This window comes from Methylobacterium sp. UNCCL125, from assembly GCF_900116795.1.
Lineage (GTDB): Bacteria > Pseudomonadota > Alphaproteobacteria > Rhizobiales > Beijerinckiaceae > Methylobacterium > Methylobacterium fujisawaense.
Window position 1 is genome coordinate 12,232 of the sequence record NZ_FPBW01000036.1, and the last position, 13,352, is coordinate 25,583.

A 13,352-nucleotide genomic window follows, 5' to 3' on the forward strand; every position below is an offset into this window, starting at 1 on the left:
GGCACCGTCTCCGTCTTCGAGGGCGACGGCGGGGGCTGGTCCGCCTCCGCCGCCAGGGCCGCCGCAGCGAGGTGCAGCAGCATCGAGCCGCGCATCAGGCGCGCGGCGCGGCGTAGGTGAACACGACCTCGGCCGAGCCCTGCGTCGCCGCTGCGCCGGTCTGGGCGTAGCCGATGTACGGCACCGTATCGGCGGGGAGGCGACCAAGGGCGGTGGCGGTGTCCGGACGCTTCACGCCGGCCGCACCGACGGCGGAGTCGCCCGTGGCGACAAGGTCATTGCCGCCCGGCGCGGAGCCGACGGTGAGGGCATTGGTGCCGCCGTTGAAGGCCTGCGTGACGGTGATGACCGTGGACAGGATCTGGGCGCCGGCCGGGAAGGCGGCCGTCATCGGGCGGCTGACGTCGTTGAACGTGACGGTGGTGCGGATCTCGCCGACCTGCCCGTGCAGGAGGGAGCGCACCGCCGGCTTGGTCGGGCTGGTGTTGGTGGCCATGTCAGGCCCCTCTCGAAGATGGACGCGCAGCCGGGCGGCTCACGCGCATGGGCAGAGGAGCCCGCAGCCGGTCAGGGCCGCGGGCGGGGTTCATGCGGGGAGGGAGGCCGATCAGCCGGCGTTGACGGCGTAGGTCGGGATGACGATCACGGCGAAGTCGACGCCGTTGTAGGTCGTCTTCTTGATGCCCCAGATCGCCCAGGCCGAGACCTCGAGCTCGCGCTTGTGGTCGTACAGCTCCTCGTTCCAGCGGAACTTCTCGGGGCCGCCGCCCTTGCCGAAGGCCGCCGTGACGGCCTGGGCACCGAGCAGAACCGCGCGGCGCACGTTCGGCAGGATGGTCTTGCCGTCGGGGGCGACGCCGAGGGTGACCTGCTGGGACTCGCGCAGAATGACGTTGTTGTAGACGCCGAGCGACCCGTCGAAGATCGGGTTCTTGGTAATCTCGCCGCCCTGCATCGCGGCCTTCTGGATGTCGAGCCACTGGCCCGCACCGGCGTTGATCCGCAGCTGGGTCACCTGGGTCGGGTGGATGTACATCACCCACATCTCGCCCATGCCGTCGATCTTGACCGGGCGCATCTTCGGCGCGCCGGCGGCACCACCCGTCTTGGCGATCTCCACGGCGGCGTCGATCTGCGCCAGGGTGAGGCCATCGCCCGCACCGAGGGCGCCGTCGTTGGCCTTGCCGTTCGGGCGGATCACCCGGGTGGCCGCGGTCACGACGTTGTTGCCGGTGAACTTCACGCCGCCGGAGCCGTCGACCTGCACCACGTTGGCGGGGGTGAAGCCGCAGGCGTGGTTGAAGAACGACACCGAGGTGCGGAGCTGGAACCAGTCGGACAGGCCGTCCTTGGCCTCGTCGCGCAGGTTGAACGGCACGCGCTGCTGGTCGATCGTGAACTTCGAGCGGATGCCGACGACGTTGCCGAGCTCGTCGATGGTGATCGCGTCGGACATGGTCGAGAGCTGCTCGCCGTTGCCCTCGGCGCGGTCGGACGAGGTGAAGCCGTTGCCGGCGAGCTGCATGCGCAGGCCGAACGTGACCTTGTCGCCGACACCCTTCTGGGTCTCGGTCTTGATCTGGATGACGGACTTGGCCGACTCGCCGAACAGCGGGGCGATATCGAGGGCCTTGGTGGCTTCGACGGAGAGGCTCTTCGACCAGAGCTTCGCCGCCAGCGCGTCGTTCAGCGCATAAGCGGTCACACCCATGACGGGGATCCTTGAAATCGGGGGGATGCGGGAAGGTTCGTGCCGCGCGTTACGTCGCGGGCAGACGAAAGCCGGGCCCCGGGTGACCGTTGGGGACGGTGGTCGGACGGGCACCGTGACGTGGCGCGGACGGAGGCTGTGACGCGGCCGTGCGGATCGCGTGACATGCGATCAGGCGGACGACAGGCTGACGTGCGGAAGCGCCCCGCTGGGAACAGCAGAGTGCGGCGCGTCGACCTGTCGGAAACTGGGGATGCTCGCAGACGGGGCCGGCTGGGCCCGCGCGTCTCGCGGCGGTAGTCCTTTGAGCGTGTTCGCCCGTCGGGTCAACAGTAAAGGTGCGGCGCGCGAGTGATCCCGCGCGCCGCGGAGCGATCAGGCCCCCATGAGCTGGCGGAGCTTCCGCCCGTTGGCCTTCTGGAAGGCGGAGAACTCCTCGTCGGACATGTTGGCCAGCATCTCGGCCGTCACCTCACCCGCGGGCGAACCGCCGGCGGCCGACAGCGACATGCCGGGCCCCTTCTGGCCCGCATCGACACGGGCCGCCTTCTCTGCCGCGGTCTCGGTCGGGGCGGCGGCGGGGGCGGCCTCCGCAGCCTTGGGGGTGAACCCGCGGCTCTTGGCCAGCGCGGCGATCAGAGCTGCCGGCGACTGCCCGCGCTGGCGAGCCGTCTGCGCGAGGTTGAACTCCTCCTCCCGCACGGTGTTGATGGCGTCCTCCTTCGACATGCCGACGAGCTCCAACTCGGCCACGCGGCCGGAGAACAGGTGCTGGTAGGCGTCCGAAAGGGTGGCGTCGGCGGCGACGGCGCGCTGAAGATCCTGGCGGTAGAAGCCGATCACGTCGTTCCGCTCGTCTGCGGCCCGGCGATCCTCCTCGGCCTTCTTCTGAGTCTCGGTGAGCTGGGTCTGGCCGGTGCGGATCGCCTCGATCTGCTGCTCCAGGTACTTCGCGTACCCGAAGATGTCCTCGTTCGGATCCGGCACCTTGGCGGGCTCGGCGGTGGCCGCCGGCTGGGCAGGGGCGGCCGGCTTCTGCATCGCCTCGGACAGGATGCGCAGGCGCTCGTCGCCGCGGGCGAACCTCTCCTGGAGGGCAGCGAGGTCGCGCTGGGCAGCCTTGCGGGCCTCACGCTCCTTATGGAACGCGCCATGCCGCACGAACCGGCCGCGGTTCTTCTCGGGATCGTCGGCATCCTCAGCATCCGGATCCACGACCTCGCCGGGCGCGGCAGCCTCACCGGCCGGGGCCGGGGCAGCGGTACCCTCGGGAGCGGCGGCGGGAGCGGGGGCGGTCGTCGAGCCGACCACCGGCTCCAGATCGGTCGCACCGCTGCGCATGGCATCCCACTGCGCCTGCTCCTCGGGAGAGAAGGCGTCGTCGGCGTCGATGGGGGCGGAGAAATCGCTGTCGATCATGTGGTCCAGATCCTCGTGACGTGATGGGACGGAAGGCCGGTCTGACGCGCCGGCCGGGCGGAAGGGGTCAGGTGCGCCAGGTCATCCCGTCGGCGCGGGGGCGCCGCGGTTCGGCGATCGGCTTGGGCGGGGCGGGCAGGCGGTCGACCTTGCCCTCGGCGAGCAGCTCGGAGACGGCCCGCGCCGAGCCATCGACCAGCAGCATCGGGGTGCCGACCTTCAGCCACACCTCGGCGGCGGGCGGGTCAGCCATCGCGACCGCGACCATCCCGACGTTGTCGGGCGCCACGAACACGGGTTCGCCCTCCGCCGACGGATCGCCGGTGAAGGTGCGCAGCTCAACGAGGCGCATGGGTTAGAAGCTCGGCTGAACCGGATAGAGCTGGGGCCCTGGCGCGGCGGCCGCGGGCAGGGCGTTGAACGGCGGCCGGTCCACGGGGATCGGCGTCGGGGCCGGGCCACCATGCTGATGCGGCGCGGCGGTGTTCCGACGCTCCTGCATCACCTGCGTGTGGCCGTGCGCGATCTCCAGCGTGCGCCCGACCGTGTCGACCTGGTCGTACTGGCTGAGCGAGCGCTGGTGCTGGGCCTGCGCGCGCTTCAGGTCGGCGCCGGCCGCGGTCTCCTCGATCTTCGTGAGGGCCTCCTGCAGGGCAATCTGCTGCCGCTGCTGGGCCTCCGGATCCTGCTGCTGGCTCGCGAGCAGCTCGCGCATCTTGGCTACGAAGCTGTCGGGGAACGGCGAGTAGGGCAGCACCTCGAGGAGCACCTGCGGGGTGATCATGTCGCGGACGATCGGGAGCACCGACACGAAGGTCTGCCAGACCACCTGCTGCTGGTTCGGCGAGGACGGGGCCTCGTCGATCACCACGTCGTAATCGCCTGCGGTCTTGTCGCGCAGCAGCGGGATCACCTGCTGGCCGGCCTGCCCGGTGATGCGCACGAGGCGCCCGTCCGAGAGGTAGGTCTGGATGAAATGCAGCCGCACCCGGCCGATGTGCTTCCGGGCCCGGCGCAGGGCGTTGAACATGGTGGCGAGGATGTTCATCGCCGCCTGCTTGCGCTGGTACTCCAGCACGCCGGCCTGCTGGTTCTGCTGCTGGCCGAGCAACTCCATGTTCACGCCGGAGGAATCCCGAATGGAGTTGATCGCGAACTCCATGAGCTGCCAGTGCCCGGCGGGCATCACGGGCAGCGGCTTCTCCTTGATCGCGCCGGTGCGCAGCGAGCCCGGGTTCACGAAGGTGACCGCGCCGGACTTGGCCGCGGTGCGCTCGAAAGCCGCCTGATCCTTCACGGCCGAGGTCTCGGCGAAGTAGCCGCCCTTCGCCTGCCGGTTCAGCATGTCGATGGTCTGCGACAGCCACTTGTTGGCGAAGCGCTGCGGATCGCGCATCGGTCGCACGATGCCGAACCAGGAGCCCCGGTTCTGGTCACGGTCGCCGGTCAGGAAGGCGTAGCTGAAGCGGTCGCCCGCCGGCGCATCGCCGACCGTGCCGAGGATGATGTTGCCGAGGAAGGCGCGGCGGTACTTCCGCGTCATCCGGTGAAAGACCTGCACCGGCATGCCGACCAGTTCGGCACGCTCCAGCAGCACCTTCGCCTTGGCCGGATCCATCTCGATCGGCTGCTGGCTCTGCGGGTCGATCACCACCGCGACCCGCACCCGCTCCCACCACTGGCACTCGACGATGGTGACGCGCTTCGTGCCGCCGGTCTGGTCGGTATCGCCGAGCCGGTCCGAGCGTCGCTCGCCGGGCTGGATCTGATGGTGCGGCTCGCCGCCGTCGCGATCCTCGGCCCAGGCCGCATCCAGGTCGGCCGGGTCGACGTCCGGGAACAGGCTCTCGGCCTCGGCACGGTCCATCGACTTCGCGCGCCAGACGCGGCGCGCATCCGAGAGGTTGCGCTTCGTGGCCGAGGCGTCCCAGAACATCTCCAGGGGGTTCACCCGGTCCTCGACGTAATCGCCGTCGGGGTTGGTCTCGTAATCGAGGCGCATCTCCACGACGCCGACGCCGCAGGTCACCGCATCGATGAAAGCGTCGCTCTCCTCGTCCTCGGCATCCGCCTCGTCGGCGAGGTAGCGGGACGCCTCGGTGAGCACCTCGTTCAGCGCCGCATCGCCGATCTGGCGAGGCAGGTACTGGATGTCCTGGCGGGTGCTCACCTCGGAGCCGGCAACGGCCCGGATCACCGGCAGGATGCGGTTGAAGGAGATCGGCGGCCGCCCCTGCTCGCGCAGCGCGGCCTCGTCCTGCGCCGACCACTGATGGCCGGCAACGAAGTCGAAGTCCTCGCGAGCCTCCGCGCGCCACTCCGAGGAGGCCTCGCGGTCCGCCCGGAACCACGTCCGCAGCTTCCGGAACAGCGCGGCCGCGTCGAGGTCGGCCTGATGGCGCGCCTGCTCCTCCGGCGACAGCGGAGCGTCGTCGGTATCGGTCATTGCGCCCATCCGGAGCCTTCGGTGGTCTCAGCGCGCTCGCGGCGGCGGCGCCGGTCGTAGCGGTCGTTCGGGGTCTCCGGCGGCGGGTCGTCCGGGCGGGGCTCGGCGATCGCGACGGCGAAGTAGCGGAAGGCGTCGGCCGCGTGGCTCGCCCAGTCGTGCAGCGGGTTCTTTGAGAAGGCCTGCGTGTCCGGGTCGACGTCGTACCGGTAATTCCGGAGCGCCTGGATGCCGTCGGCACAGCGCTCCTCGTCGAAGAAGCACCGGGCGAACACCTGCCGGGCCGCGTCGATGCCGGCGGCGACCGAGAGCTTCGGCGTGATCCGGACCTCGTGCCCGGCGGCCCACATCTGCTGCTCGATCGTGCGCTCCGAGGCGAGGAGCTCGTTCTGCGCATCGTGCGGGAGCCAGTGCTCCCCGTAGACGTACCCGCAGTCGGCGACCCGCTGCGCCAGCATCTCCAGGTAGTGGCCGAGGGCGAAGCCGCGGTTCTCGTAGAAGTCGATCAGCCGGAACTCGAAGCCGACGATCTGGGCGAACCAGATGCTCGTCTTGTCGGCCCGGCCCAGATCCCAGAACGTGTGCACCCGCTTGGACGGGTCGAAGGGGACCTTCCGGAACCGGCCCGCCCGCGTCGCGGCCAGGATCTCGTGGGTGTAGATCGCGCCGTCGAGGACCTGCTTGCAGTGGCCCTCCCAAACGGTCTCGTACCCGACCGGGTCCCGCGCCAGGAGGTCCTTCGCCTCCTGCTGCAGCTCCTCCGGAAACCACGGATTGTCGTACCAGTTGATGGTCGCGACTTCCGAGTTCGTCGGCGGGTGCGTGACGAACCGCTTATAGGTCTCGTCCTCTGCCAGCTCCGGGTTGAAGCTGATCCAGATCTCGGAGCCCGGCTTGCGGATCGTAGGGATGAGCGTGTCCCACGACGACTTCGACACCGTGCGGGCCTCCTCGACCCAGCAGATGTCGACGCCCTCGTAGGACTTGATCTTCGTGACGTTGTGCCGGAGCCCCTCGAACGAGAACTCGGTGCCGTTCGCCCCGATGATCCGGGTCTGCTGCACCTCGTAGAAGGCGCCCAGCCCGAGCTTGTCCGCCTGGTCCTTCAGCAGCGCGTGCACGCTGTCCGCGGTCGAATTCTGGAACTCGCGGGCGCAGAGGATGCGGAGCTTCTTCGGGGCTCCGAGGATCAGGAGCGCACGGGCGAAGGCCCAGGATTTCCCTCCGCCACGGCCGCCCTTCGCGATCTTGTACCGCTTCGGCCGGAACAGGAACGCCAGCTTGCGCGGGAACTCAGCTTGGTTTGCCGGGGCCGTCGATGAAGGTGACGGCGATGCCGCCGGCGAGGAGGGGCTGGCCATCCTTCCCGCTGACCTCGTTCTGGCGCTTGTTGGTGAAGGCGTCGCCACACTCCCGAGCAGCCTGCTCCAGGAGGTTCGCCGCCAAGCTCATGTTGCCCTGCGCCTCGGCCTTGTTGACCATTCGATCCAGGCGCCGGAGCCGCACCATCCGATGCGAGACGCCGATCGCGGCCTGATCTGCGAGGAAGCGCTCGCGTGTCGCGGCGAAAAGGGCCTTCAGCTCCTCCGAGAGCCGCTGACCCTGGACCTTGTTCGGGTCGTAGGCCTCGACCGCCTGGCGCGTTACGGCCACGGCGAACTCGTCCTTGACGGCCGACACCACCGCTGAAGGGGCGTCGAAGCACGCAAGCTGTTGGACGATGAAGGTTTTCACCTCATCCGGGAGCGTGGTCACGGCCGCGATTCCGTCAACGCCGGGTCAATCTCAGACGCGCCGGCCGCAAGTGCCGCACGCGCCGACGATGTCCGCCTCGCACACGATCGGGGGCCGGTTGGCCGCCTCGACCAACGCCGCGGTCTGGCCCGCCGCCGCACCGACGCCGTAACGGGCGACCACGCCGACGAACTCCTCGACGTCGTGGCCGCGCATCGTGAAGACCGGCCGGCCCGTCGCTTTCGAGAAACGCAGGGCGCCGAACGCGTCCTTCGCCTGCGCGCAGTGGTAGAGCTCGTGCTCGACGAGGGAGCAGAACGTGGCGTCGTCGGCCTGGTCCGCGAAGCCCGCGTCGAGGGTGATCATGAAGTCCGGGACGAGGCCGAACCACGCCTCGACCTGCTGGAAGAACCGGGCCCGCGCCCACTTCCCGCCCTGGATGGACGGGATCTCGGCCTGCCCGACGACACCGTTCCCGCCGCGCGCGTTCGGCACGGACGTCCACATGAAGCCGAGCGTCGCCTCCCGGAGGTGCGCGTGCTCCTCGTTCAGCAGCACCGCGTCCTCGCTTATGAAGGCGGCGCGGGCCCAGGTCTCCAGCTCCGGCGACGGCTCGAACGGCAGCGCTGTGAGCGCACCTTCCTGTCCGAGGAGGCGCTCCGGCGGGCGAGGGCGAGCCAGCATCAGCCCTTCCGCCGCTCGCAGAACGTCTTGTGCGTGCCGCCGGCCGGCAGGCTCAGATGCGTGGCCAGCAGCGTGCCGACCATCGGGCACTCGGTGACCAGCGCCACCGGCTGGGTGAGCACGTCGAGCGCGGTCTCGCGGGTGCAGGCCGGGCCCTCGACGCCGGCCGGGCAGGCGAGGGCGCCGGCCAGGAATCCGGACGAGGCGGCCTGGGCGGGGCGGTCGAACACCCACACCCAGGCCCAGCCGGCGACGAGCACCAGGAGGATGCCGGCGGCGTGCCGGAAGCCGACGATTCCGCGCATCAGTGCTTGGCCCGGGATGGCATGTCGCCGAAGAGGAGCATCAGGTGCTCGGCCGACACGCGCACATCGTCGGGGACGGCGCGGCGCGCGCCCACGACAACGGCCGGGCGCCGCGAGCGCAGGGCCGCCGCGGCGATGCCGGCGAGCAGGATGGCGGCGCAGAGGCGGGGCATCAGCGATGGCTCCTCACCGGGATGCCGAGCAGACGCTCTGCATCCTCACGCGACAGCTTTGCGATCGGGCCGGCCGGCGCGCCGAGGTCGGGGCCGGACGTCAGCTCGCGCTCGCCGCGGTGGACGATCGGCGCGGGCGTGGCCGGCTGACCGCGGAGCAGCCAGCGGAGGACGAGGCGCTTCAGCATGGCCGGGCGTTCCTCATGGCCATGGAGCGTCGGACCTCGAACTCGCCGGCCCGGGCCTCGTCGTACGGGGTCTCGGCCGGGAGCCGCACCGGCGCCGGGATCAGGCCCTGGCGACGGAGATGGTCGCCGTAGGCCTGGGCCGCCGGGTCACGCTGGAGGCGCTGCGCATGGCGAAGCGCCCGGTCCGCGTCGGCCGGGGTGAAGTCGGGGCGTGCGGTCACGCGATGCCGAGGCGCTTGTGCGAGATGCGGCGCCAGCCCTTGGTCGGGTGCAGGACCTCGATCGCGTCGGGCAGATAGCGGATGGCCGCGATGCGCTTCGGCGCGATCAGGTTCCACAGGGCATTGACCCGCGCGCGATGAGCGGCGGCCTGGACGTGCACGTTCATGTGGGTCTTTCGTCAGCCGATGATCGCGGCGTGGGCGCCCGGCTGCAGGACGTGCGTCTCGGTCCCGTTCCAGCGGAACAGGTACTCGATCGCGCCGCGATATTTCGGGTTGTCGGTCACGTACGCGACCGTGGAGACGGCCCAGCGGCCACCCTTCGGCGCCGGGATGCTCTCGGCGTTCAAGCCATCGGCGATAGCCTGGAGCGTCCGCTTGCGGCGGCGCTCCTGGTAAATCCGGCGGACGATGCGCGCCTGCTCCGGGACGACCCGGAGGCCGCCCTCCAGATCCTTCGTGTAGCCGTAGGGCGCCTGCCCCCCGGCGAAACCGCCCTTGCCGGCCTTGGCCACCCGGCCGCCGGCAGTTCGATCCCGGATCACGAAACGCTCGTTCTCCGCCATGCCGGCGAAGATCGCGAAGAAGGTCCGACCCATCGGGTTGGAGGTGTCGATCACCGATTCCGTCACCGAACGGAAGGCGACCTCGTGCTGCTCGGCGAGATCCGAGACCGTCGTCATCGCGTGGCGGATGTCGCGGGACAGCCGGTCGATCTTCGCCACCAGAAGCACGTCGAAGGCCTTGGCCGCGGCGAGATCCAGCGCCTGCCCGAAGGCGGGGCGATCGGCGGGCCGGGTCGCGCCTGAGACGCCCGGGTCGGTGAGGACCTCGATCAGCTCGTAGCCCTGGCTCTCGGCGAAGGAGCGGACCGCCTTCTCCTGCGCCTCAAGCCCGTGGCCGGTCGCGGCCTGCTCTTCCGTCGAGACCCGCAGGTACCCGAGCGCCCGGACGGCGCTGGCTGCCTTCGTCTCGGTCTGGATTTTATTCCGGGCCCGCTGGCGGCCCACACGGCGTGAGCCCGAAACCACCTGCAAGCCTCTGGTTTTGTTGATGTTTTAGTGTATAAACGGCCGATATTTCCAAGATCTCAGGAGACCTTGGAAATGGCCTCCAATCAGGCCGCCCGGCGCCGCCTCGCGACGGTGAAGGGCTTGCCCTTCTCGCTCCGTCCAGCGGTGCCGAAGGTGCGCTTCTCGACGGTGCCGATGAGGGGCCGAAGCTGGCGGATCAGCGACCGGATGCGCCGGCAGTGATGGTCGCGGGCTTCGAGGTCGACGTCCTGGCGCCCGGTCGCGCGCAGACGGCAGAGCGCGAGGCTCTCCTCCTCGATCGCGGTGACGATAGCGTGGGCGCTCATCGGGGACCGATCATGACATGGAACACCGCCCGCGTCTCACGGGGCAACGCCTAAGCTGTTGAGCGGGTTCGGTGAAGCTGGGCCCGGACATGCAAACGCCCGGCGGCTTTTCAGCCCCGGGCGTGCGTCTCGCGACGATCGGGTTTTGCCGGGTTTCGCCCGACGGGTCAAGAACGGGCGCGATGAACCCCCACCCCTGCGAGATTGAGGATCTCAGCAATTTGCTCCGGCGACTCCTGAACCGTCACGTACGTCATCGTTCCGACAGCAGCTGCAGTAAGGTTAATCCTCGTCCCATCCGCTCTGTCGGCGGTCAGCCGCTGACCATAGTAGGAAACGATCTGCTGCGGGTTAATCACAATCGGCTCGCCCGACTGGGTCGCTGTAAGCTCAATCAGCCCCACGTGTTCACCTCCGTTCCGACCCGCCCATGCTGCCCCACCAGACAGCCCGTGTCACGATCGCTGAACCAAACCGTTCACGGATAAAGGTCAAAGGCAATCGGTGAAGTGCTCGAGCTACCCTTCATCGCCCGGCCACTTTCGCAGCCGAAGAGATAATCCATAGACAGCAATCTTCCATCCTTTGCAGGAATAAACATCCATTTTCCTTCGGGATTTTTCTTTATCACTACTTGCAGATATGCCATAAATCTCTCCGTTCCGGGATGTATCACGTCATCAGATCCGCCAATTGCGAGATAGTTTCTAGTTCCGCCCTGAATTTTGCAGGGCTGATTGTCGGCCAATGGCAATATTGCGCCGTCTATTTTCTGAAATACAATATATGGGAATTTTGCAATAACGCTACCTGTATTTGACAGAAATACTTTTAGAATACAATGCGCTTCATCCTGGTCGGCCCATTGTGTTAAAGGATGGAATGTTGCCTCAAGAATGGCAGTTCCCGAACGGGAAAAAGCATCTTCTATATCGTAATGTTCCATTTCGAAGAAGCTTGCGCCCGAACGCTTAAAATAACTCTTCTGATTTTTTGCCTCCGAACGATGCGGCCGGCGCTCTGAGCGATCGATATATACTAATAAATATCCAGCGCCTGCAGTTCGGCTGGACTCGATAGCGGTCACGTTTACCGCCTCAAGCCGAGGTTGAACGAGCTGCCCGATTTCCGTGCGTGCTTCAGAAAGAAATCGTCGAATATCGGCTACTGGGTAAGCAGCCTGAGCTCGGTCGATGCGATCCGGGCCCTGGCGCGCATCAACACCGATAATCAGTAATCCGCCTGATGAATTGGCAAATCCGGACAGTGCCTGGGCGAATATTTGCCGATCTTTCGTCGAAAATTCCCCGTTTCGATCAATCTCTTTGCGTTTGAAATCGAGCTGAAGGGACTCTTGTGTCTCCTCAGCAATCAATCGATCAATCCCAGCTTCACCCTCTTCGATCAGCCGGTCGTAGAGCTCACGCATGGACGCCTCCTGACCCCATGCTGGCTCATGAACGTCTCCCTGTCACGGACCGCACGGATTGGGCCCACGCCAAGCTTTGTAGAACGCCTCGTCGCGCACCCAGGTCGCCTCAACGGTCACCGTGGAATCGGAGACGCGCTTCCAGAAGCGATGTGCCGCCGGCGACCGCGCGGCGAGCATCCGGTCGGCAGCAAATCGGTTGAGGCGCTCGTACCGGACGCGCGGTCGCTCAACCCGCCGCATCCCGAGCGGCGGATAGACCGCGAGGTGGCCGCTGCACACGCTGTCAGGCCTCCCCGCCGACCCGGCAGCGCGCCGCCACGATGTCCCGCACCCGTCCGCGACCGGCGACGGCCCGCTGGACCTCCGGCTTGGCCTGCGGGGCGTAGCGCGCCTCCTCGCTGCCCCAGTACTGGCCGTGGCCCTCGGGGACGGCCCGGCCGCGCGCATCGGTCTCCTCGCCGGTCTTCTGGCCCTGGAAGAAGCGCTCCTGCACGTTCGCCACGCCCTCGGCCGCGAAGTCCTCGTCGAGGTTCTCCATCAGGATCCGGAAATGCGCGGCGATCTGGCTGGTGCCGCGATCGCCGCCCTTGCCGCGGGCCTCGGCGAACTGCGCGAAGGTCTGCCGGCCGGTGAGCACCTCGTGGAGGAATCGAGCGCCAGGCACGCCGACCGCGCGGACGACCTTGTCCTTAAGCTTCGCCACCAGCCGGGCGTCGTCGATCGCGTAGATGACCGACAGCTCGTGCGCGATGGTCATGTCCTTCGAGCCGCGCACCCCGAAGTCCATGGAGCCGAGCCGGGCGCCGGAGGCGCGCTCGAAGATCGCCTGGACCTGGCGCCCGACCTCATACTGCGAGACCGTGAGCCGCCCGTGGGAGCGCTCCATCTCCAGCACGTCGACCCGGCGGTTGACCGCGGCGAGCGAACGACCGCCCGGGGTCCACGGATCGTCGACCGCGACGGCCGCCGTCTGGATCGGGCCGCGCTTGCCCCTGACCGGCTTCGAGAGGTCGGTGCGCGGGTCGAAGGCGCCGGCATGGTCGTACCGGTCGCCGCGCGGATCCCGACGCCGCTCCGGCCGAGCGAAGCGCTCGTGCGTGTGGTTTGCCGGCGAGCCGGCGAGGGTGATGGCCTTGGTCCTGGACGCTGCCACGGTGGTGCCCCTTGCGGCGGTCGACCTTCCGTCGATCCGTGACAGCCGATCTGCGTCCCGTTTTTGGACACACGCAAGCGTGATCTATGCCTGCGTCACTCCGGCTTGCCCGTGACCTTTGCGTTCCAGGCATCGGCGAGGCGGAGGCAGGCGCGCTTGCGCCGCCGGTCAAAGGTGCGCCGCTGGACGCCGACCTCGGCGCAGAAATCCGTGACGGTGCCCCCCGGGACCTCCCGTAGCAGCCGGAGCCGGCGGTGGCGTCGAATCCGACGCCGAGCCTTCGCGCGGGCCCAGGTGAGAAGGGCGATCCGCTCCGGGCTGCCGACGCCCAGCACCTCGGCGGAGAACACGATCCAGTCGAAGGTCGCCCGCATCTCCTGCGGGTCGTTCGGCTGGAGCCGGTTCGGCCGCACGCTGAAGATGCCCGAGCTGGTGAAGGCCATGAACGCCGCTACCAGCCACCGCTCCACGTCCGCGCACGTCATGGCCGGCGGGTCCGGGCCTTCGATCCTCAGCGGGTTCGCCA

The 13,352-nt window shown here is 68.4% G+C and carries 19 protein-coding genes; all 19 read right to left on the reverse strand.

Annotated elements, in window-relative coordinates; genetic code table 11:
* Window positions 1–94 precede the first annotated feature (94 nt).
* Complete coding sequence (locus BM396_RS27210) at window positions 95–496, reverse strand: hypothetical protein (protein WP_043387845.1); 402 nt, start codon at window positions 494–496, stop codon at window positions 95–97.
* A gap of 111 nt (window positions 497–607) precedes the next feature.
* Window positions 608–1,711, reverse strand: a complete 1,104-nt coding sequence (locus BM396_RS27215; RefSeq protein WP_043387847.1) for a N4-gp56 family major capsid protein — start codon at window positions 1,709–1,711, stop codon at window positions 608–610.
* Between the two features lie 375 nt (window positions 1,712–2,086).
* Window positions 2,087–3,130 (reverse strand): hypothetical protein, encoded by a 1,044-nt coding sequence (locus BM396_RS27220; protein ID WP_043387849.1) that lies wholly within the window; start codon window positions 3,128–3,130, stop codon window positions 2,087–2,089.
* Between the two features lie 67 nt (window positions 3,131–3,197).
* Window positions 3,198–3,482 (reverse strand): hypothetical protein, encoded by a 285-nt coding sequence (locus BM396_RS27225; protein ID WP_043387850.1) that lies wholly within the window; start codon window positions 3,480–3,482, stop codon window positions 3,198–3,200.
* A 3-nt stretch (window positions 3,483–3,485) separates the two neighbouring features.
* On the reverse strand, window positions 3,486–5,576 hold the full coding sequence (locus tag BM396_RS27230; protein WP_107059930.1) for a portal protein: 2,091 nt from the start codon (window positions 5,574–5,576) through the stop codon (window positions 3,486–3,488).
* The gene (locus BM396_RS27235) at window positions 5,573–6,937 is read right to left on the reverse strand and encodes a PBSX family phage terminase large subunit (RefSeq protein ID WP_051976289.1); all 1,365 of its coding nucleotides are present in this window, start codon (window positions 6,935–6,937) and stop codon (window positions 5,573–5,575) included. The genes BM396_RS27230 and BM396_RS27235 overlap by 4 nt, the downstream gene beginning before the upstream one ends.
* Complete coding sequence (locus BM396_RS27240) at window positions 6,870–7,331, reverse strand: DUF2280 domain-containing protein (RefSeq protein WP_043387852.1); 462 nt, start codon at window positions 7,329–7,331, stop codon at window positions 6,870–6,872. Before BM396_RS27240 ends, BM396_RS27235 begins: the two co-directional genes overlap by 68 nt.
* A gap of 30 nt (window positions 7,332–7,361) precedes the next feature.
* Window positions 7,362–7,994: a putative metallopeptidase gene (locus BM396_RS27245; RefSeq protein WP_051976290.1), complete on the reverse strand. Its 633-nt coding sequence runs from the start codon at window positions 7,992–7,994 to the stop codon at window positions 7,362–7,364.
* Window positions 7,994–8,299, reverse strand: coding sequence for a hypothetical protein (locus BM396_RS27250; RefSeq protein ID WP_043387854.1), 306 nt, complete (start codon window positions 8,297–8,299; stop codon window positions 7,994–7,996). Before BM396_RS27250 ends, BM396_RS27245 begins: the two co-directional genes overlap by 1 nt.
* Entirely contained in the window at window positions 8,299–8,472 is a 174-nt protein-coding gene (locus BM396_RS32985; protein WP_170867512.1) for a hypothetical protein, read from the reverse strand. The genes BM396_RS27250 and BM396_RS32985 overlap by 1 nt, the downstream gene beginning before the upstream one ends.
* A complete protein-coding gene (locus BM396_RS27255) occupies window positions 8,472–8,660 on the reverse strand; it encodes a hypothetical protein (protein WP_043387856.1) in 189 nt (62 codons plus the stop codon). The genes BM396_RS32985 and BM396_RS27255 overlap by 1 nt, the downstream gene beginning before the upstream one ends.
* Window positions 8,654–8,881, reverse strand: a complete 228-nt coding sequence (locus BM396_RS27260; protein ID WP_043387858.1) for a hypothetical protein — start codon at window positions 8,879–8,881, stop codon at window positions 8,654–8,656. Before BM396_RS27260 ends, BM396_RS27255 begins: the two co-directional genes overlap by 7 nt.
* Window positions 8,878–9,048 (reverse strand): hypothetical protein, encoded by a 171-nt coding sequence (locus tag BM396_RS32990; protein WP_158713313.1) that lies wholly within the window; start codon window positions 9,046–9,048, stop codon window positions 8,878–8,880. The genes BM396_RS27260 and BM396_RS32990 overlap by 4 nt, the downstream gene beginning before the upstream one ends.
* A 12-nt stretch (window positions 9,049–9,060) precedes the next feature.
* Window positions 9,061–9,891, reverse strand: coding sequence for a recombinase family protein (locus BM396_RS27265; RefSeq protein ID WP_244538976.1), 831 nt, complete (start codon window positions 9,889–9,891; stop codon window positions 9,061–9,063).
* Between the two features lie 107 nt (window positions 9,892–9,998).
* Window positions 9,999–10,241, reverse strand: coding sequence for a hypothetical protein (locus BM396_RS27270; RefSeq protein ID WP_043387861.1), 243 nt, complete (start codon window positions 10,239–10,241; stop codon window positions 9,999–10,001).
* A 167-nt stretch (window positions 10,242–10,408) separates the two neighbouring features.
* Complete coding sequence (locus BM396_RS27275; RefSeq protein WP_091995082.1) at window positions 10,409–10,645, reverse strand: hypothetical protein; 237 nt, start codon at window positions 10,643–10,645, stop codon at window positions 10,409–10,411.
* A gap of 74 nt (window positions 10,646–10,719) precedes the next feature.
* Window positions 10,720–11,670, reverse strand: a complete 951-nt coding sequence (locus tag BM396_RS27280) for an AlbA family DNA-binding domain-containing protein (protein ID WP_081948805.1) — start codon at window positions 11,668–11,670, stop codon at window positions 10,720–10,722.
* Between the two features lie 286 nt (window positions 11,671–11,956).
* Window positions 11,957–12,826, reverse strand: coding sequence for a hypothetical protein (locus BM396_RS27290; protein ID WP_043387866.1), 870 nt, complete (start codon window positions 12,824–12,826; stop codon window positions 11,957–11,959).
* Between the two features lie 95 nt (window positions 12,827–12,921).
* Window positions 12,922–13,311, reverse strand: a complete 390-nt coding sequence (locus BM396_RS27295; RefSeq protein ID WP_244538977.1) for a hypothetical protein — start codon at window positions 13,309–13,311, stop codon at window positions 12,922–12,924.
* Window positions 13,312–13,352: the final 41 nt, after the last annotated feature.